Annotated in this window: 19 protein-coding genes; 10 read left to right on the top strand and 9 right to left on the bottom strand. The window is 60.0% G+C overall.

The window, feature by feature from the left end:
• Positions 1-11: 11 nt before the first annotated feature.
• The 4 genes from JNB85_RS17655 (at position 12) to JNB85_RS17640 (ending at position 4,837) form a co-directional block, all read left to right on the top strand.
• Positions 12-719, top strand: coding sequence for an ABC transporter ATP-binding protein (locus JNB85_RS17655; protein WP_220335627.1), 708 nt, complete (start codon positions 12-14; stop codon positions 717-719).
• Positions 716-3,259, top strand: coding sequence for an ABC transporter permease (locus tag JNB85_RS17650; RefSeq protein WP_220335626.1), 2,544 nt, complete (start codon positions 716-718; stop codon positions 3,257-3,259). Before JNB85_RS17655 ends, JNB85_RS17650 begins: the two co-directional genes overlap by 4 nt.
• 179 nt (positions 3,260-3,438) lie before the next feature.
• Positions 3,439-4,167, top strand: a complete 729-nt coding sequence (locus JNB85_RS17645; RefSeq protein ID WP_183749435.1) for a Bax inhibitor-1/YccA family protein — start codon at positions 3,439-3,441, stop codon at positions 4,165-4,167.
• A 112-nt stretch (positions 4,168-4,279) separates the two neighbouring features.
• Positions 4,280-4,837: a GNAT family N-acetyltransferase gene (locus tag JNB85_RS17640; protein ID WP_220335625.1), complete on the top strand. Its 558-nt coding sequence runs from the start codon at positions 4,280-4,282 to the stop codon at positions 4,835-4,837.
• A gap of 6 nt (positions 4,838-4,843) precedes the next feature.
• Here JNB85_RS17640 and JNB85_RS17635 read toward each other — a convergent pair whose 3' ends face one another.
• The 3 genes from JNB85_RS17635 to acnA form a co-directional block, all read right to left on the bottom strand.
• Positions 4,844-5,245, bottom strand: coding sequence for a DUF2794 domain-containing protein (locus JNB85_RS17635; RefSeq protein WP_220335624.1), 402 nt, complete (start codon positions 5,243-5,245; stop codon positions 4,844-4,846).
• A gap of 273 nt (positions 5,246-5,518) precedes the next feature.
• On the bottom strand, positions 5,519-6,259 hold the full coding sequence (locus JNB85_RS17630; protein WP_220335623.1) for a DUF1223 domain-containing protein: 741 nt from the start codon (positions 6,257-6,259) through the stop codon (positions 5,519-5,521).
• Between the two features lie 235 nt (positions 6,260-6,494).
• Positions 6,495-9,185: an aconitate hydratase AcnA gene (gene acnA / locus JNB85_RS17625; RefSeq protein WP_220335622.1), complete on the bottom strand. Its 2,691-nt coding sequence runs from the start codon at positions 9,183-9,185 to the stop codon at positions 6,495-6,497.
• A gap of 261 nt (positions 9,186-9,446) precedes the next feature.
• On the opposite strand from acnA, the gene ccmA reads away from it, so the two are divergent.
• The 5 genes from ccmA to JNB85_RS17600 are packed head-to-tail and all read left to right on the top strand — an operon-like array spanning position 9,447 to position 12,335.
• The gene (ccmA, locus tag JNB85_RS17620; protein WP_220335621.1) at positions 9,447-10,091 is read left to right on the top strand and encodes a heme ABC exporter ATP-binding protein CcmA; all 645 of its coding nucleotides are present in this window, start codon (positions 9,447-9,449) and stop codon (positions 10,089-10,091) included.
• Entirely contained in the window at positions 10,088-10,747 is a 660-nt protein-coding gene (gene ccmB, locus JNB85_RS17615) for a heme exporter protein CcmB (protein ID WP_183749429.1), read from the top strand. Before ccmA ends, ccmB begins: the two co-directional genes overlap by 4 nt.
• A 48-nt stretch (positions 10,748-10,795) precedes the next feature.
• Positions 10,796-11,557 (top strand): heme ABC transporter permease, encoded by a 762-nt coding sequence (locus JNB85_RS17610; RefSeq protein ID WP_220335620.1) that lies wholly within the window; start codon positions 10,796-10,798, stop codon positions 11,555-11,557.
• Positions 11,558-11,559: 2 nt separating this feature from the next.
• Positions 11,560-11,730 (top strand): heme exporter protein CcmD, encoded by a 171-nt coding sequence (ccmD, locus tag JNB85_RS17605; protein WP_220335619.1) that lies wholly within the window; start codon positions 11,560-11,562, stop codon positions 11,728-11,730.
• Entirely contained in the window at positions 11,727-12,335 is a 609-nt protein-coding gene (locus tag JNB85_RS17600; RefSeq protein ID WP_220335618.1) for a DsbE family thiol:disulfide interchange protein, read from the top strand. Before ccmD ends, JNB85_RS17600 begins: the two co-directional genes overlap by 4 nt.
• Here the strand turns inward: JNB85_RS17600 and JNB85_RS17595 are convergent.
• The 6 genes from JNB85_RS17595 to JNB85_RS17570 form a co-directional block, all read right to left on the bottom strand.
• Positions 12,332-12,919, bottom strand: coding sequence for a DUF2585 family protein (locus JNB85_RS17595; protein WP_220335617.1), 588 nt, complete (start codon positions 12,917-12,919; stop codon positions 12,332-12,334). The two genes, JNB85_RS17600 and JNB85_RS17595, sit on opposite strands and share 4 nt — an antisense overlap.
• Positions 12,916-13,560 (bottom strand): septation protein A, encoded by a 645-nt coding sequence (locus JNB85_RS17590; protein ID WP_183749424.1) that lies wholly within the window; start codon positions 13,558-13,560, stop codon positions 12,916-12,918. Before JNB85_RS17590 ends, JNB85_RS17595 begins: the two co-directional genes overlap by 4 nt.
• A 58-nt stretch (positions 13,561-13,618) precedes the next feature.
• The gene (gene ftsY, locus JNB85_RS17585; RefSeq protein ID WP_220335616.1) at positions 13,619-15,172 is read right to left on the bottom strand and encodes a signal recognition particle-docking protein FtsY; all 1,554 of its coding nucleotides are present in this window, start codon (positions 15,170-15,172) and stop codon (positions 13,619-13,621) included.
• Positions 15,173-15,187: 15 nt separating this feature from the next.
• The gene (mtaB, locus tag JNB85_RS17580; protein WP_220335615.1) at positions 15,188-16,462 is read right to left on the bottom strand and encodes a tRNA (N(6)-L-threonylcarbamoyladenosine(37)-C(2))-methylthiotransferase MtaB; all 1,275 of its coding nucleotides are present in this window, start codon (positions 16,460-16,462) and stop codon (positions 15,188-15,190) included.
• Positions 16,459-17,361, bottom strand: a complete 903-nt coding sequence (dapF, locus tag JNB85_RS17575; protein WP_220335614.1) for a diaminopimelate epimerase — start codon at positions 17,359-17,361, stop codon at positions 16,459-16,461. Before dapF ends, mtaB begins: the two co-directional genes overlap by 4 nt.
• Before the next feature lie 168 nt (positions 17,362-17,529).
• Positions 17,530-17,754, bottom strand: coding sequence for a hypothetical protein (locus JNB85_RS17570; RefSeq protein ID WP_183749420.1), 225 nt, complete (start codon positions 17,752-17,754; stop codon positions 17,530-17,532).
• Between the two features lie 489 nt (positions 17,755-18,243).
• On the opposite strand from JNB85_RS17570, the gene ffh reads away from it, so the two are divergent.
• Entirely contained in the window at positions 18,244-19,827 is a 1,584-nt protein-coding gene (gene ffh, locus JNB85_RS17565; protein WP_220335613.1) for a signal recognition particle protein, read from the top strand.
• The last annotated feature ends 8 nt before the right edge of the window (positions 19,828-19,835 follow it).

Below are 19,835 nucleotides of genomic sequence, written 5' to 3'. Positions count from 1 at the left end.
GGCGATTTCTGTTGGCCAAAACCATCATCGGTCTGAAACACGCCGATTTGACGCTCGGCACTGCTGCGGCCTCCGTCCATGTGCTGAAGGACATCAATCTGGAGGTCAGTGCCGGCGAATCCGTCGGCATCGTCGGCCCTTCCGGCTCCGGCAAGTCTACGCTGCTGATGGTGCTTGCGGGCCTGGAAAAGCTCGATAGTGGCGAGATCAACATCAATGACACGCCGCTGCATGCGCTGAGCGAGGATCAGGTCGCCGATTTCCGCGGCCGCAATATCGGCATCGTCTTCCAATCTTTCCACCTGATCGCCAACATGACGGCGCTGGAAAATGTCGCCGTCCCCCTCGAACTCGCCAATATTCCAGATCCCTTCGAGATCGCCCGACGCGAACTGGCATCCGTCGGGCTCGCCGAGCGCCTGAACCATTATCCCGGCCAGCTTTCGGGCGGCGAGCAGCAGCGCGTTGCAATCGCCCGCGCACTTGCTCCGTCACCTGCCTTGCTGATCGCCGACGAACCGACCGGCAATCTCGATACCGATACCGGCCGGCAGATCGCAGACCTCCTGTTTTCCAAACAGGCCGAGCGCGGCATGACCCTGCTGCTCGTGACCCACGATATCAGCCTCGCCAATCGCTGCTCGCGCCAGATCCGCGTCCGCTCCGGACGCATCGAGGGCGATAGCGCCGTCCGCCAATCCGAGGCCGCGATTGCATGACGATCGTCACCCCCCGCATCTCGCTCGCCTTCCGACTGGCCCTGCGCGAGCTGCGCGGCGGCCTGAAGGGCTTCTACATCTTCCTCGCCTGTATCGCGCTCGGCACCGCCGCAATCGCTGCCGTCAACTCGGTTTCCCAGTCGATCACCGATACGATCGCTTCGCAGGGGCAGGAACTCTTGGCCGGCGACGTCCGCTTCGAACTTAACAACCGGGAAGCAACGCCGCAGGAAATGAATTTCCTCCGCGGCCTCGGCGAGGTTTCCGTCTCCACCGGTCTGCGCTCCATGGCCCGCAAGCCGGATGGATCGGATCAGGCATTGGTCGAGGTCAAGGCCGTCGACGAAGCCTATCCGCTCTACGGCACTTTTGAAGCGGAGCCGAATTATCCGCTCCCCTCCCTGCTGTCAGGAGAAGGCGGCACATACGGCGCGGTCGTTGCTCCGCTGTTGCTGGAGCGGTTGGGATTGCAGATCGGCGACGAGCTTCTGCTCGGCAACGTCAAGCTGAGTATCACAGGCACGGTCAAGACCGAGCCCGATGCGCTCTCGGAAGGTTTCGGCTTCGCCCCTCGCATGCTCATCAGCCGAAACGCGCTGCAGGCGTCCGGCCTGATCCAGACGGGCAGCCTTGTGGAACATGTCTACAAGATCAAGCTGGAAGACCGCAGCACGATGAGCGGCATTCAGGCGCGCGCCACCAGGGAATTCCCGTCAGCCGGCTGGTCGGTCCGGACCAGCGATCGCGCCGCCCCGTCACTGACGGAAAACATCACCCGCTTCTCGCAGTTCCTCACGCTGGTCGGCCTGACCGCATTGATCGTCGGCGGTGTCGGCGTCGCCAACGCGGTTCGCGCCTTCCTCGATGCCAAACGTACGACGATCGCCACCTTCAAATGCCTGGGAGCGCCCGCCGCCGTCGTCGTCTGGATCTATCTCTTCCAGATCGGCATTATCGCGGCGGCCGGTATCCTGATCGGTCTTGTGTTCGGCGCATTGTCACCAATGCTGGCCGCGCAATTCCTTGTCCAGTTTCTGCCGGTTTCCACCGATCCGACGCTCTATCCCGGCGCTCTGCTTCTTGCGGCCCTCTTCGGCATGCTCACGACGCTTGCCTTTGCCATCCTGCCGCTCGGCCATGCACGCGAGGTGCCGGCAACCGCGCTCTTCCGCGAACAGGGCTTTGAGGCACGCCGCTTACCCTCCTGGCCCTATGTACTCCTGGCCGTGCTCTTCATGGCAGCACTGGCAGGCCTTGCCATCTTTACCGCCTATGATCGCTTCATCGCCGTGGTCTTCGTCGGCGCCATCATTTTCGCCTTCGTCATCCTGCGGCTCGTCGCGGCTTTGATCGCCTGGCTGGCGCGTAGAAGCCCGCGCGTCAACTCGCCGGCGCTCCGGTTGGCGATCGGCAATATCCACCGCCCCGGAGCACTGACGCCCTCAGTCGTCCTCTCGCTCGGTCTCGGCCTTGCGCTGCTGGTGACCCTCACGCTGATCGACGGCAACCTGCGCCAGCAATTGACGGGCCGCATGAGCGAGGGCGCTCCGAACTTCTTCTTCGTCGATATCCAGAGCGCCGAGGTCGATGCCTTCCGCAACCTGATCCATACCCAGTCTCCGATGGGCAAGCTGGTGGAAGTGCCGATGCTGCGCGGCCGTATCATTGCCTTCAATGGCCAGGATGTGACCAAGATGAATGTGCCGGCGGCGGGCCGCTGGGTGCTGAATGGCGACCGCGGCATTACCTACGAGGAAAGCCCGCCGGAGAATTCCGTCCTTACCGAAGGCCAGTGGTGGGGCAAGGACTATAGCGGCGAACCGCTCGTCTCCTTCTCGGCGGAGGAGGCACATGAGCTCGGCCTCAAGATCGGCGATACCGTGACCGTCAACGTTCTTGGCCGCAACATCACCGCCAAGATCGCCAATCTGCGGCGGGTCGAGTGGGAATCGCTGTCGATCAACTTCGTCATGGTCTTCTCGCCGAACACCTTTCGTGGCGCTCCGCATGCATGGTTGGCGACACTGACAGATCCCGCATCGACCGAGACCGAAGACGCTGCGATCCTGAAATCCGTGACCAACGCCTATCCGACGATCACGAGCGTGCGCGTCAAGGACGCGATCGATATCGTCAACCAGCTGGTCGGCGAGCTTGCGACCGCGATCCGCGCCGCCGCTGCCGTCGCCCTCATCGCCTCCGTTCTCGTACTCGCTGGCGCACTCGCTGCCGGCAACCGGGCCCGCACCCATGATGCAGTGGTGCTGAAAACGCTTGGCGCGACGAGAACCATGCTGATCCGTGCCTTCAGCTACGAGTATCTCATTCTCGGTGCCGCAACCGCCATCTTCGCACTGCTTGCCGGTGGCGTGGCCGCCTGGTTCATCGTCAGCCGTATTATGCACCTGCCCTCCAGCTTCATGCCCGATGTCGCCGGTCTCACCCTCGCTACAGCCCTCGTACTGACCGTTGGCATCGGCCTCATTGGCACTTGGCGCATCCTCGGACAGAAGGCAGCACCCGTTTTACGCGAGCTGTAAAAGGGCGAGAGGCCCAGATCCCTTCACCTTACGGCGATTTAACCGAATGGCTGATTGCAAGGGCCTTGTTTGAAAAGGGCGAAAGCCTCATATTGTCAGCAGGCATGCTGGAGCTCCGCAGCGGCGCCCGGGTCGCGAACCCGACACCGTATTTCCATCGGAGCTTGTAAGAGGAAACTATGGCTGACCTTCGTAACTACCAAAGCCGCGCACAAACCGGCGAAGTGATTGATCAAGGCCTCCGCGCCTATATGCTCAAGGTCTACAACCTGATGGCGCTGGGCCTGGCGATCACTGGTTTGGCCGCCTATTTCGCATTCACCTTCGCCGTCCAGGACGGCCAACTCACCCAGTTCGGCCAGGTCCTGTACCAGTCGCCCCTGCGCTGGGTCGTGATCCTCGCTCCCCTTGCGGCGGTCTTCTTCCTGAGCTTCCGCATTAACCGCATGAGCGTGGCTGCGGCTCAAACAACCTTCTGGATCTATGCTGCACTGGTCGGCCTCTCGCTGTCGTCGATCTTCCTGATCTATACACAGTCGAGCATCACGCAGACCTTCTTCGTGACCGCTGCCTCCTTCGGCGCGCTGTCGCTCTTCGGTTACACGACCAAGCGTGATCTGTCGGCGATGGGCTCGTTCCTGATCATGGGTCTCTTCGGCCTGATCATCGCTTCGCTGGTCAACATCTTCCTGGCTTCGTCCGCCCTTCAGTTCGCAATCTCCGTGATCGGCGTACTGATCTTCGCAGGCCTTACCGCCTACGATACCCAGCGGATCAAGGAAATGTATTATGAAGCAGACGGTTATGACGTCGCTGGCCGCAAGGCTATTATGGGCGCGCTGACGCTCTACCTCGACTTCATCAACCTCTTCATGTTCCTGCTGCAGTTCATGGGCAACCGGAAATAAGCAGTCTGTACTGAAACACGAAAAAGGCGGCTTCGGCCGCCTTTTTTGTTGCAGGCTGTTCGCCGGAGTGCTTCAACGTAGGCCTTCATCCAACCGTGCCGATCGATCCGAAATGCTCCCTCTCCTGCGCGACGCCCTTCCTTCCGATCTTCCCGCCATCACTGAAATCTATCGCGAATCTGTGCTGAACGGCACTTCGAGCTACGAGATTGTGCCGCCGGACGAGACGGAAATGTCGACTCGCTACTCCGCTATTCGCGAGCAGGGCTATCCCTACATCGCCGCGACAAGCGAAGACGGAACGCTGCTTGGCTATGCCTACGCATCGGCATTCCGTACCCGTCCGGCCTATCGCTGGCTGGTCGAGGATTCGATTTATCTGGGTACGGGCGCGCGCGGCAAGGGCATCGGCAAGCTGCTCCTTGGAGAGCTGATTTCGCGCTGCACCGTCTCCGGCTTCCGCCAAATGACCGCTGTCATCGGCGGTGCAAGCTCTGCTTCGATTGCTCTTCACCGTTCGCTGGGTTTCGATGAGATCGGTCTGATGAAAGGTGCCGGCTACAAGCACGGCCGCTGGCTGGATACGATGCTGATGCAGCGCGGGCTCGGCCAAGGAACGGAAACCCATCCCGATCCTGACGCCTATCCAGGCACGCTGTTCAAGGGATGATTTTGCCTACTTGTCGACGAGCTTCAGCGCCTTATCGAAAACTTTCAGCACCGGGCCGAGTTCATGGCCGCGCTTCAGGATCATGCCGTTGACGTTCACGACCGAATAAGCGCCCTGTTTGGCGGCAAGCTTTGGATTCTTCTCGATGCGGAAGAGCGGCATTTCGCCTGAGCGCTTGAAGACGGAGAACACCGCCTTCTCCTTGGTGTGGTCGATGGCATAGTCTTTCCACTCGCCCTCACCCACCATGCGACCGTAAATCCATAGAATCTGATCGAGTTCCCGCCGGTGAAATGTCACCGGTACCGGGTCTTTATTTTGTTTGTATTCCTTGAGATCAACGACGGTTGAAGAGCTATTGTCGACGGAGCGGCTGTCGCCGCGTCGCAAATCCGGCGTATCTGTCATCAGAATCCCAAGGCCTCCACGTGTGACAGGAGAGTGACAGTTTGCCCGAGCCGCGGCAAATTGCAAGGGAAAGGACTGTCACACTGGGGATGAAACCGCCTTTCTCCGCCGTGCCGCATTTCAGTCAAAACAGCGCCTCATTTCCAAGAGAACTATAGGCTCCAGTTTGGCGCCAGCGCGCCAAAGGGCCCGGCGGAGCGTATCGACCTTAACCCCAGCCCCGAATACGCTTGGCCGGGCCGCCTGGCAATCTTCCGTAAACTATTGAAATGACTAAATATTTTTCCCCGCCATGATAACCGTTGCGCCGAGGATCGCTCCCGGATCGCCGTTATCGGTCACAGATTGCAATAGAATCGCTGATCCCTCGAGATCCGGCTTTTCCATCACGCTGGCCGGCAGAGTGATAGTCGTGACCTTGCCGTCCCACATGCCGACGGTCTCTACATCGGTCACACTGTGGAGGTAGGAAATCTTCTGGCCGCTGTTTTCGCCCTTCTCGACATTGATCGTTTTTTCCTTGTCGAAATAGACGATCACGACATTGGCCTTGCCGTGGCCGGCGCCCAGCTTGATCTCCAACTCATCGCCGCGCATGCGGGCGCTGACAGGCACGGTCAGGCCTTTGCCCTCATCGGCATAGCCGTTTATCTTGCCGTTGATGCCGGCGAGGTCGGCGCCTGCGAGATGATCACGGCCATTGACGATTGCCTGCGGCGTATAGACGTTGCTGCGGCCCATCATGCGGGCATAGCCGTACTGCCGCGCGGTATTTTCCTTTGAGCTCAGCGTGTCGGCCCAGCCGAGATAATTCCAATAATCGACATGATAGGCGAGTGCGATGACGTTGCCCTGGCTGACGAGCTTGCGAAATGCGGCATCGGCCGGCGGACAGGAGGAGCAGCCTTGCGACGTGAACAGCTCAACGACGCCTTTCGGCGTACCGTCTGCGGCCAAGAGCGGACCTGCGAAAGCAAGTCCGGCGATCAGCGGGATCATAAAACGCGGGGGCATTCACCAGCACCTCTTTTCCAGGACCGGCAGCGGTCCTGAACCGCCGGCTCCGAGATATGAACGTACGAATAATCGTTCCAGGTCCAAACGGAAAGTCACGAACGGGTGAGACGGAGCTGGAGCAGAGGCGACCGAGACACATCATCGTGAGCAATGAAACAGCCCCGTTCTCGGCAAAGAAAAACCGCCGGGAAACTGCTCCCCGGCGGCCATTATCAGGCAGGTATCTTAACAATCAGGCTGCGAGATCACGCAGAACCGTCTGCAGGATGCCGCCATTGTTCAGGTAGACCACCTCATCGAGCGTATCGACGCGCGACAGTAGCGGAACGTCCTTCACCGTGCCGTCGGCATAGGTGATCTTGGCGATCTTCTTTTCGCGCGGCTTGATATTTTCGAGACCTTCGATGGTGACGAGTTCGTCGCCCTTCAGGTTGAGGCTCTGCCAGGTCGTGCCCTCTTCGAAGACGAAGGGGATGACGCCCATGCCGACCAGGTTCGAACGGTGAATACGCTCGAAGCTCTGGGCGATCACGGCCTTGACGCCGAGGAGATTCGTGCCCTTTGCAGCCCAGTCACGCGATGAGCCATTGCCATATTCCACGCCGGCGAAGATGACGAGCGGAACGCCCTCGGCCTTGTACTGCATAGCCGCGTCGTAGATCGATGTCTCTTCCTTGGACGGATAGTGGATGGTGTAGCCACCTTCCTTGCCATTGGCGCCAAGCATGAAGTTGCGGATGCGGATATTGGCGAAGGTGCCGCGCATCATGACTTCGTGGTTACCGCGACGCGTGCCGTACTGGTTGAAGTCGGCCACGGCAACGTCATGGCCGAGCAGGTAGGCGCCGGCCGGTGAAGCAGCTTTGATCGAACCGGCCGGAGAAATGTGATCGGTGGTGATCTTGTCCCCGAAGAGCCCGAGAATGCGTGCGCCCTTGATGTCGGACGTGCCGGTTCCCTTCTTGCCCATGCCGACGAAGTACGGCGGGTTCTGAACGTAGGTCGACTGGTCGTCCCAGGCGTAGGTCTGGCCGGCCGGAATATTGACCGCCTGCCAATTTTCGTCGCCCTTGAAGACGTCGGCATACTTTGTTTCGTAGAGCTCGCGGGTCACGTACTTCTGAATGAAGTCCTGAACCTCGTGCGAGGTCGGCCAGATATCCTTGAGATAGACTGGATTGCCGTTCTGATCTTCACCGATCGGCTCTTTGGTCAGATCCTTCTGCACGGTGCCGGCGAGCGCGTAGGCGACGACGAGCGGTGGCGAGGCCAGATAATTCGCCTGAACGTCGGGGGAAATACGGCCTTCGAAGTTGCGGTTGCCCGAGAGCACGCCGGAAACGATCAGACCCTTGTCGTTGATCGTCTTGGAGATCGGGGCAGGCAGCGGACCCGAATTGCCGATGCAGGTCGTGCAGCCGAAGCCGACGAGGTTGAAGCCGAGCTTGTCGAGATCGGCCTGGAGGCCGGACTTGGCAAGATATTCGCCGACAACCTGCGATCCCGGAGCAAGCGACGTCTTGACCCACGGCTTGGTCTTCAGGCCTTTGGCAACGGCGTTGCGGGCGAGAAGGCCGGCAGCGATCAGCACCGACGGGTTCGACGTATTGGTGCAGGAGGTGATGGCGGCAATCGCCACGTCACCATGGCCGAGATCGAAATCCGTGCCTTCGACCGCATAGCGATTGTTCAGCTGACCGGGCTTCTTGTAGTCGGCATCCATCGAGCCGGCGAAACCGGAGGCGATGTTTTCGAGCGCGATGCGGCCTTCCGGACGCTTCGGGCCGGCCATCGACGGGACGACGTCGCCGAGGTCGAGTTCCAGCGTGTCGGTGAAGACGAGGTCTGAACCGTCGCCTTCACGCCACATGCCCTGAGCCTTGGAATAGGCTTCGACGAGCGCGATCCGGTCATGCGTACGGCCGGACATGGTGAGGTAGTTGATGGTTTCGCCGTCGACCGGGAAGAAGCCGCAGGTCGCACCATATTCCGGACCCATGTTACCGATCGTCGCACGGTCGGCGAGCGGCATGTTGTCCATGCCCGGGCCGAAGAATTCGACGAATTTGGAAACGACGCCTTTCTTGCGCAGCATCTGCACGACGGTCAGAACGAGGTCGGTCGCGGTCACGCCTTCCTTGAGCTTGCCGGTCAGCTTGAAGCCGATGACCTCAGGCAGGAGCATCGAAACCGGTTGGCCGAGCATGGCGGCTTCAGCTTCGATACCGCCCACACCCCAGCCGAGAACGCCGAGGCCGTTGATCATCGTGGTGTGCGAGTCGGTGCCGACGCAGGTATCCGGATAAGCAATCGTTTCGCCGTCCTCTTCCTTCGTCCAGACGGTCTGGCCGAGATATTCGAGATTGACCTGGTGACAGATGCCGGTGCCTGGAGGAACAACGCGGAAATTCTTGAATGCCTGCTGGCCCCACTTCAGGAAGCGGTAGCGTTCGCCGTTGCGCTGGTATTCCAGCTCGACGTTCTTGGCGAAAGCCTGCGGCGTGCCGAATTCGTCGACGATGACAGAGTGGTCGATGACGAGGTCGACGGGAACGAGCGGGTTGATCTTTTCCGGATCGCCACCGAGAGAAACCATCGCGTCGCGCATTGCGGCAAGGTCAACGACGGCGGGAACTCCGGTGAAGTCCTGCATCAGCACGCGGGCCGGGCGGTAGGCGATCTCGTTCTCGACGGCACCCTTATTGTTCAGCCATTCGGCGACAGCAAGAATGTGCTCCTTGGTAACCGACTGACCATCTTCGAAGCGCAGCAGGTTTTCCAGCAGCACCTTCATCGAATAGGGGAGCTTCGATACGCCGGGCAGGCCGTTTGCCTCAGCCTTCGGCAGGCTGTAGTAGACGTAGTCCTTTCCACCGACGGAAAGCGTGGACCGACAATTGAAACTGTCAAGAGATTTAGACACGAGAGACCCCGTTTCTGATAGCCAACACAGTCGTGCGAACGCCTATGCACTTAATGCACATCAGGATGCGGGTACGGCCATTTCCGCTGTCCGCACGTGAGGAGAAGACCCCAAGTTCGGCGCAAGGATGAAATTCACGCCGACCGCTGGCGTGGTTGCAGGTCTTATAGATAATTTCGTAAAGACTTGCCATAGCGACAAAGGTCAAAATCGGACATTTTTTGAGCTTGCCGATGGTGCCAATGAAGAAAGAACCGATGCATGTATCTCACCGCTGAAAATCTGGCAGCCCGGCGCGGTGAGGATCTGATTTTCGTTAACGTTTCCTTTAGCTTGGGGGCCGGCGAAGCCCTGATTCTGACGGGTAAAAACGGATCGGGAAAGTCCACTTTATTGCGCGTCATCGCCGGTCTTTTGAGGCCGGAAAAAGGCTCCGTCACAGTCTCTGATTCGGTCGGTGTAGAGAAGCGTCCGGCAGCCGAAGCGAGCCACTACCTTGGCCATCGTAACGCCATGAAGACTGAACTTACGGTTGCGGAGAATCTGGATTTCTGGAGATCCTTCCTTGGACCCGGCAAAGCCGCCGGTCTGAGCACCGAGGAAGCCGCCGAAGCTGTCGGCCTGCCCGGCATCACCCACCTGCCCTTCGGCTACCTCTCGGCCGGCCAGCAACGCCGCTTCGCCTTCGCCAAGCTTCTGGTCGCACATCGCCCGGTCTGGATTCTGGACGAGCCGACTGCGGCGCTGGATGCAAGTGCGGACAGGTTGTTTGCGGATTTGATCGAAATGCATCTCAGGGAAGGCGGGATTGTCGTCGCCGCGACGCATCAGCCTCTTGGGTTGAAAGAGACCAGGGAACTCGGAATGACCGGTTTCACCGGGGTGGAGCAGGGAGTGTGGGGATGATCGCCCTTTTCCTGCGCGACCTGAGACTCTCCATCCGCGCCGGCGGCGGCGCGCTGATCGGCATACTCTTCTTCCTGACGGTCGTCGCCGTCATTCCCTTCGGTGTCGGACCCGATCTTGCGCTTCTTTCCCGCATCGGGCCGGCCATCGTCTGGATCGGCGCGCTGCTCGCTGCCTTGCTCGGGCTCGACCGCCTGTTCCAGGCAGAGCGTGACGACGGTTCGCTCGATTTGATGCTGATGCAGGAAACGCCGCTGGTGCTGACTGTGCTCATCAAATGCGCCGCGCACTGGACGGCAACCAGCCTGCCGCTCGTCATCGCCTCCCCTTTGCTCGGCCTTTTCATGAACATGAACGAAACGGCGATCGGCGCGACCATGCTGACGCTCCTCGTCGGCTCGCCGGCAATCACCTTCATTGGCGCTGTCGGTGCAGCCGTTGCCGTCGCGCTGCCCCGCGGCGGCCTGCTGGTCTCGGTGCTCATCCTGCCGCTGACGATCCCGGTGCTGATCTTCGGCGTCAGCGCTACCTATGCAGCGGTCGTGGGACCGTCGCCCTTCCTGCCGCCATTTCTGATCCTCATCGCCCTGACGCTCTTCTTCGCCGTCATCGGTCCGGCGGCAGCAGCCCTTGCGCTCAGAAACACAGCGGATTGATCGGCGCTTCGATTGCGGCTCCGGGCAGATCAAGGTAAGGAAGCGGATATGAGCGAAACGAGCCTTGCCATCAGCAAATTCAGCGACCTCGCCAACCCGACGCGGTTTCTGGCGCTGGCATCGCGCGTTATTCCATGGCTGGGCGGCATCACGGCCCTCTGTTTTATCATCGGCCTCTATCTGAGCTTCTCTACCGAGGGCGATTATCAGCAGGGCGAGACGGTGCGCATCATGTATGTACATGTGCCCTCCGCCTGGCTCTCCATGATGTGCTATACGATCATGAGCATTTCGGCGATCGGCACACTCGTCTGGCGCCATCCGCTGGCAGATGTTTCAGCCAAGGCAGCAGCCCCGCTCGGCGCGGCCTTCACCCTGCTTGCGCTCGTCACCGGCTCGCTCTGGGGCAAGCCTATGTGGGGTACATGGTGGGTCTGGGATGCGCGGCTTACTTCCGTCTTCATCCTCTTTCTGATGTATCTCGGCCTGATCGCACTGAACCGCGCTATGGACGATCCATCCAGGGCTGCGCGCGTTACCGCCATCCTGATCCTTGTCGGCTTCGTCAATATTCCAATCATCAAGTTCTCGGTCGATTGGTGGAACACGCTGCATCAATCGGCAAGCGTCATGCGCCTCGATGGCCCCGCGATCGATCCGGAATTTCTGCGCCCGCTGCTGGTCATGGCGATTGCTTTCACCCTGCTGTTCTTCACGCTGCATCTGATGGCGATGAGGAACGAGATTTGGCGCCGCCGTATCGCCTCCCAGCGCCGTATGGCCGCCCGCATGGCGAACCGGGAAGAATAGCGATGGGCAGCTACGCGTTCTATGTCTACGGCTCCTACGGCTTCGCCGCTCTGGTAACGATTGCGGTAACGCTATGGACCTGGTCTGACGGACGCGCGCGTCAAAAGGAATTGGCAGCGCTCGAAGCCGCCGGCATCAGACGCCGTTCCGCCCGAACGAAGGATGGCGAATGACTGAAGCTCGGCAAGACAACAGGCCGAAAAGCCATGGCTTCAGCCGCTATGTTTTTGCGCTGATCCCGCTTGTCGTCTTCGGCGGCATTGCCGCGACGGCGGCGAAAATGCTCTACGACCAGGATTTCCACGGCAAGAACATCGCCGAAATCCCGTCCGCCTTGATCGGCACCAAGGCGCCGTCGCTGAATCTGCCGCCCCTCGAAGGCTCCAATCTGCCGGCGCTGACGGACGAAGCGGTCAAGGGCAAGCTCACCCTCGTCAATGTCTTCGCCTCCTGGTGCATTCCCTGCCGCGACGAACATCCTCTTCTCAAGCAGCTTGCCGAGGATGAGCGACTGAACATCGTCGCGATCAACTACAAGGATAAGAACGAGAACGCCCTGCGTTTCCTCGGTGAGCTCGGCAATCCCTACCACGCCATCGGCGTCGATCCGAACGGCAAGGCGGCGATCGACTGGGGCGTCTACGGCATTCCGGAAAGCTATCTCGTAGCACCTGACGGCACGATCATTTACAAGCGTGTCGGCCCCTTCGACGATATCAGCTTGAAGGAAGGCCTCTTCCCGGCAATCGAAAAGGCGCTGGGCAAGCCGGTTTCTTAAGCCCCGCTCTGCCAGACCTTGATCGCTTCGACAGGCCAGATCAACATCAGCACATTCAGCGTCAGATTGTCCCGGATCACGTAACCGGTGAAAATCTCGAAGAAGATCGCAATGGCAACCGTCAGCGCCACGGGCGCTCTTGATGCAAAGAAGAAGCCAACGGCCATGAAGATCGTATCCATGACCGAATTGATGATGCTGTCACCGTAATAATCGAGCGAGATCGTCGCCGTGCGGTAGCGATCGATGATCAGAGGCGAATTTTCCAGAAGCTCCCAGCCGGATTCGACGAGCATTGCCAGAAGCAACTTCGCCGCAAGCGGCTTGCCGCGAAGCAGGAGGTACGCAAGCCCGTAGAACAGGAAGCCGTGGATGATGTGCGACGGCGTGTACCAGTCGGACAGGTGCTGGGAATTGCCGCTGGAATTGACCGTTCCTTCCCACAGCTTGATGTAGCCGCAAGTGCAGATCGGCACCCGGCCCATCAGATATTCGGCAACGATCTGGACGACCAGCACCGCAAGACAGACAGAAAACCAAAAGATCTGATGCCGCGCTCGGTCGGCGCTCTCGATAACAGTCACTTTTCGCTTTCCGCCTCGGTGGAAATGCTGTGCTTCAGCACCAGCGGCATCTGCGCCATCGTGAAGATGATGGTGATCGGCATCGTGCCCCAGACCTTGAAGGCAATCCAGAAATTGTCCGAGAAATTGCGCCAGACCACCTCGTTCAGTACTGCGAGGAAGAGGAAGAAGATGCCCCACCGGATCGTCAGCTTGCGCCAGCCTTCGGCATCGAGCTGGAAGGCGGCATTGAAGACATAGCCGAGTAAAGACTTGCCGAAGGCAAGACCGCCAAGCAGGGTAAAGCCGAAAAGCGCGTTGACGATTGTCGGCTTCATTTTGATGAAGGTTTCATTCTGAAGCCAGATCGACAGCGAGCCGAAGATCAGCACGACGATGCCCGAAACGAACGGCATGATCGGCAGATGGCCAAGCATGATCTTGGAAACCACCAGCGAGAGGATGGTTGCGCCCATGAACAGCCCTGTCGCCACGAAGAGGGGACCGCCGAGCTCAGCCAGTGCCGGAAAACGGGCGACGAGCCATTCTCCACGCAGATTGGCAAAGAAAAAGACCAGAAGCGGCCCGAGTTCCAGCGCCAGTTTCAGAAGCGGATGATGCCGGTCTGCGGCGCTGGGAGTAATATCGCTTTCAGTCGTCATGCTTCTTCAAACCTGCTTTTTGCAATGCATGCAAGCCATCAACGGCTAATCTGTGGCATCATTGGCTGATACCGGCAATGGCCTGCGCAAAATCCTCGGCCTCGAACGGTTCGAGATCGTCGACCCCTTCCCCGACGCCAATGAAATAGACCGGCAGCTTATGCTTGGCGGAGATCGCCACCAGGATGCCGCCCCTCGCCGTGCCGTCAAGCTTGGTCATGATCAGCCCGCTGACGCCGGCAACATTGCGGAAAATCTCAACCTGATTGAGCGCATTCTGTCCTGTTGTCGCATCGAGTGTCTGGAGCACGGTATGCGGCGCATCGGGATCGAGCTTGCCGAGCACGCGCACGATCTTTTCCAGTTCGGCCATCAGCTCCGCCTTGTTCTGCAGGCGGCCGGCCGTATCGATGATCAGTACATCGCATTTCCTGGCTTTCGCCTGTTCGAAGGCGTCATAGGCAAGGCCCGCGGCATCCGCGCCGAGCTTGGTGCCGATGAATTCGGATTTGGTGCGATCGGCCCAGATCTTCAGCTGCTCGATGGCGGCTGCGCGGAATGTATCGCCGGCCGCCAGCATGACCTTGAGGCCGGAGCCGGACAGCTTGGCTGCAAGCTTGCCGATCGTCGTCGTCTTACCGGTACCGTTGACGCCGACGACGAGGATCACATGCGGTTTGTGCGAGAGATCGAGCTGCAGCGGCTTGGCGACCGGCTTCAATACCTTGGCGATTTCACTCGCCATGATGCGGCTGACATCCTCGCCGGTCACATCCTTGCCATAGCGTTCGGAGGCGAGCGTATCGGTCACCCGCATTGCCGTTTCGACTCCGAGGTCGGCCTGGATGAGCAGATCTTCCAGATCCTGCAGCGTCTCGTCATCGAGCTTGCGCTTGGTGAAGAGCGCGGCGATCTGGCCGGTCAGCTGCGAGGAGGTGCGCGCGAGGCCATTGCGCAGGCGCTGGAACCAGGAAAGTCTCGGCTGCGGAGTGACCAGAGGCTCGGGTTCAGCGACCGGTCCGGAAGCAAAGCCTCTGGGAAGGATGGGATTCGGCGGCGCTTCGGCGGGGGTGACATCCCCCTCTGTCCTGTCGGACATCTCCCCCACAAGGGGGGGCAAGGATTGAGAACCTTGCTCCACCTCCACCGGAATATTGTGCGCCTCCTCAGCCGGAATCTCCTCCGGAAATACTTCCGTAGGCTCGACTCTGCCTTCCTCTCTCACGGCAGCGTCATCCTCCAAACGATCTCCCCCCTTGTGGGGGAGATGTCCCGAAGGGACAGAGGGGGGTGCTACCGCAGCGTCATCTGCATTCGCTTCCGCCTCGGCTTCCAACAGCGACAGGGGAACCACGCCCATGTCGCCCAGATCATCGACGGTTGGGAGCAATTCCGACTGAGCTTCAACCGGTTCTTGCTCGGCGAGAGCTTCATCGATATCCGCCGCCGGCCCGCCGGCCGTATCCATTTCCTCGGCAAGAACAGGATCGGCCGCAATTGGCAGATCTTCGTCGCTCGATCGCGGCTCCAGTTCCCGTTCAGCGGCCTCTGGCACAGGCTCTTCCGCCGGCTTGCCGAAGGTGAAGACCTTTTTGATGAAACTGAGCGCCATGAGCTGTCCGTGAAGTCAGGCCGCCGCGGCAGCCGTCAATTGCATGTCGAGATGCTTGCCATTGTGGCCTGATATCGTCGCTTCGACGATATCGCGCGGGCGAAGGCCGGGGACGGCAACAAGCGTGAAGTTTTCCGTATGGGCAAGACCGTTATTTTCTACCAGCAGCCATTGCCGCGTTCCGACCATCTTGTCCAGATGGCGCTGGTACAGCATCTGTCCAGTGGTGCGGAGACGAGCGGCGCGATCCTTGATGAGCGAGCGATCGAGCTGCGGCATGCGCGCGGCAGGCGTGCCGGGCCGTGGGCTGTAGGGGAAGACATGCAGATGCGCGATGTCGGCTTCCTCGGCGAGGCGCATTGCGTTCTCGAACATCTCTTCGGTCTCCGTCGGGAAGCCGGCGATCATGTCTGCGCCAAAGCTGATCTCCGGCCGCAGCCGGCGCACCTCTTCGATGAAACTCAGAGCGTCGGCACGCAAATGACGGCGTTTCATACGCTTGAGAATCATGTCGTCGCCATGCTGCAGGGAAAGATGCAGATGCGGCATGAAGCGCGGTTCTTCCGCGATGAGGTCCATCAGATGGCGATCGGCCTCGATACTGTCGATCGAAGACAGCCGGAGGCGACGAATATCGGGCACCTGCTTCAGGAGCGTCTTTGCGAGCAGACCGAGCGTCGGCTCGCCAGGAAGGTCTGCACCATAGCTCGTTGCATCGACGCCGGTCAGTACGATCTCACGATACCCGCTTTCGACGAGATGGCGCGCCTGATCGACGACCGCCCCCATCGGCACCGAACGCGAATTGCCGCGGCCATAAGGGATGACGCAGAAGGTGCAGCGATGGTCGCAACCGTTCTGCACCTGGATGAAAGCGCGCACGTGGCCATCGATATGCTTGACCATCTGCGGCGCGGTATGGCGCACGCTCATGATGTCGTTGACGCGCAGCTTCTCTTCGGCCGAAACGCCGAAATCCGGAAGTGCGCGGTAAGAAGCTGCCTTCAGCTTCTCTTCATTGCCGAGAACGGCATCAACCTCGGGCATTTCTGCGAAGGTCTGCTTTTCCGTCTGCGCGGCACAGCCGGTGACGATAATGCGGGCATGTGGATTGTCGCGGCGCGCCCGGCGTATCGCCTGGCGGGCCTGGCGCACGGCCTCGCCCGTCACGGCGCAGGTATTGACCAGAATGGCATTGTTGAGCCCGGCCGCTTCCGCCTGCGATCTCATGACTTCGGATTCATAAGTATTGAGACGGCAGCCGAAGGTAATGACCTCAACGCCGCTCACCGCGCTTCCGCCCCGCGTTCGGCATCGCGAGACCATGTGCCGGTCGAAGGATCGAGCGCACCGGACCATTCCCATTCGGCGGGGCCGGTCATGACGACATGATCATCCTCACGCCAGTCGATAACCAGCGGCTGGCGGATCGGACTGGAGGCGACGTCGATCGTCACCTTGCGGCCGGTACGGCCGGTGCGGGCCGCACTGACGGCGGAAGCACAGGCAGCCGACCCGCAGGCAAGCGTCAGGCCTGCACCGCGCTCCCATGTGCGTGTCCGCAGTGCCGAATCCGAGATGACCTGCGCCAGCGTGATATTCGCTTTTTCAGGAAAGATCGGATGGTTTTCCAGCAGCGGCCCGAAACGTTCGAGATCGAAGCTCATCGGATCGCGGTCGACCCAGAAGATCGCATGCGGATTACCCATCGACATGGCCGAAGGCGAATGCAGCACCGGATTGTCGATCGGTCCGATCTGCAGCTCGATGCGGCTCGTATCGTGAAATTCTTCCGCAAGCGGAATATGGCTCCATTCGAAAACCGGTTGCCCCATATCGACGGAGATCGTGCCGTCCCCATGCTCGACTGCGTTCAGGATGCCGGCGACCGTCTGGAAGGTGAAGGCCTTCTTGCCGGTCTCGGCGGCAAGCGCCTGCACGACGCAGCGCGTACCATTGCCGCAGGCCTGCGCCTTCGAACCATCGGAATTGAGGATGTCGATGTACGCGTCGGTTCCCTGCGCCTTCGGATCATGGATGGCCATGATCTGATCGAATTGCGTGTCGGCATCGGCATTGAGTGCGATCGCCGCCTGCGGCGTCACCTTGTCGGTCCGCCCGCGCATGTCGACAACCAGGATCTTGTTGCCAAGCCCGTTCATCTTCGCGAATTCGACCGTGTTACTCATCTGACTATTTCCGCTGCGTTTTGGCTGTATATGGCGGAAATGCTCGGGGATTACCAGTGGGTGAGCGCCAAGCGAGGTTCGTCCTCTTTTTTACGCGCAAAGGCCAGGCCTCGCGAAATCAGAACGGGTACGGCACAGTCAGCCTTTGGAAACGAGCGAAGTCCGGTCCTATCGCACCGTGCCTTCAGAATTAAGGGACGCAGCATGGGCTTCGACGATAGCAGCGGTAATGACCTTTCTCAGCTCGTAGACCAGCAACCGGGACCGTTTGCGATCCAGGTCCTGTGCAGCCTTCGCCAAATTCAGGCCCTCGCGCAGAACTATATTATGGGCGCGCGCCAGCGCCCAGCTTTCTATGTCTGGATTTATCATTTGATATCTCCGCCGATTCATTCGGAATCAAGGATATGCACGAATCATTTTACAGAATTTACTTAAGTAGAAAGTAGAATCAGAAGCGTAATATTTTGCAACTGGAATTTCCCGCAAATTCGGCTTGCCGATCAAAATATTGAACCAAAACATCGGCGAATTTTAAAGCGAATATGTTAGTATATACAGATATATACTTTCATTACCGCAACCGGCTGCATACGAAGTGCCCCCGCGCTACTCCTGCCGCACGACTTCGGAGAAAAGCCTGCCACGACATCGCCAGACGCATTCGCCTTGACTTTCCCGCAGCTTTCTTGTTTATCGCGGCCAATCTGCGACGAGCAACAGACTCCGAGCCGCCGACCGGGACACGGATTCCGGAGGTCAACACCCGACAGCGCGCTGCGCCCTCGGGTGCTTTTTGGCTATGCGTCTTGTTTTCGTCAAGGAAAAGCACGACGTTCCAGGGAATCCCAAAAATCCCCGAAACGTATCAAGGAAGAGCCGATGTTTGAGAACCTCCAGGACCGTCTTGGTTCCATCCTGAATGGACTGACAGGCCGTGGCGCGCTTTCGGAAAGTGATGTTTCCGCAGCGCTGCGGGAGGTTCGCCGTGCGCTTCTGGAAGCCGACGTTTCGCTGGAAGTGGTCCGCTCCTTTACCGACCGCGTGCGTGAAAAGGCTGTCGGCGCCGAGATCCTGAAGTCGATCAAGCCCGGCCAGATGGTCGTCAAGATCGTCCATGATGAGCTCATCGAGATGCTCGGCGGCGAAGGCGTCGGTGTCGACCTTCATGCAGCCGCCCCGGTCGTCATCATGATGGTCGGCCTGCAGGGCTCCGGCAAGACGACGACCACGGCAAAGATCGCCAACCGGCTGACGACGCGCGAGAAGAAAAAGGTGCTGATGGCATCGCTCGACACGCGCCGCCCGGCAGCGCAAGAGCAGCTTCGCCAGCTCGGCGCCCAGGCAAATATCGACACACTACCGATCATTGCCGGCCAGTCTCCGACCGATATCGCCGCCCGCGCCGTCCAGGCCGCAAAGCTCGGCGGTCATGACGTCGTCATTCTCGACACAGCCGGCCGCACCCATATCGACGAGCCGTTGATGGTCGAAATGGCCGATATCAAGAAAAAGTCGAACCCGCACGAAATCCTGCTGGTCGCCGACAGCTTGACCGGTCAGGACGCAGTCAATCTCGCCCGCAATTTCGATGAGCGCGTCGGCATCACCGGACTGGTGCTTACCCGTATGGACGGCGATGGCCGCGGTGGTGCTGCCCTTTCCATGCGCGCCGTCACCGGCAAGCCGATCAAGCTGATCGGCGTCGGCGAACGGATGGGCGAGCTGGAAGAATTCCACCCCCGCCGCATTGCAGACCGCATCCTCGGCATGGGTGACATCGTCTCGCTCGTCGAAAAGGCTGCCGAGAACATCGACGCGGAAAAAGCGGCCGCAATGGCCGCCAAGATGGCCAAGGGCAAGTTCGACCTGAACGACCTCGCCGACCAGCTGCGTCAGATGCAGAAGATGGGCGGCATGGGCGGCATCATGGGCCTGATGCCCGGCATGGCCGGCATGAAGGACAAGATGGCCGCCGCCGGCCTGGACGACAAGCTGTTCGGCCGCCAGATCGCCATCATCCAGTCGATGACCAAAGCCGAGCGCGCCAATCCCGACCTGCTCAAGCATTCGCGCAAGAAGCGCATCGCTGCCGGATCCGGCACGGATGCGGCTGCCATCAACAAGCTTCTGAAGATGCATCGGCAGATGGCCGACATGATGAAGATGATGGGCGGCAAGGGCAAAGGCGGCATGATGAAGCAGATGATGGGTGGTCTCGCCGGCAAGATGGGGCTGGGCGGCCTCGGCGGCATGGGCGGCATGCCTGATCTCTCGAATATCGACCCGAAGCAGCTTGAAGCGCTGCAGAAGCAGGCGGAAGCCGCGGGTCTCGGAAAGCCGGGTGGGGGTATGCCCGGTCTTGGCGGAGGCTTGCCGGGCGGATTGCCCGGTCTTGGCGGCGCAAAGCTGCCGGGCCTCGGTGGTGGTTTCCCGGGCCTGCCCGGATTGCCCAAGAAGAAGTGAAAGGATCG

Origin of the sequence: Rhizobium mesosinicum (assembly GCF_019511345.1) — a bacterium.
GTDB classification, from domain to species: domain Bacteria; phylum Pseudomonadota; class Alphaproteobacteria; order Rhizobiales; family Rhizobiaceae; genus Rhizobium; species Rhizobium mesosinicum.
The sequence above is the reverse complement of the archived record's forward strand: the minus strand, read 5'-3'. Positions and strand labels throughout refer to the sequence as shown.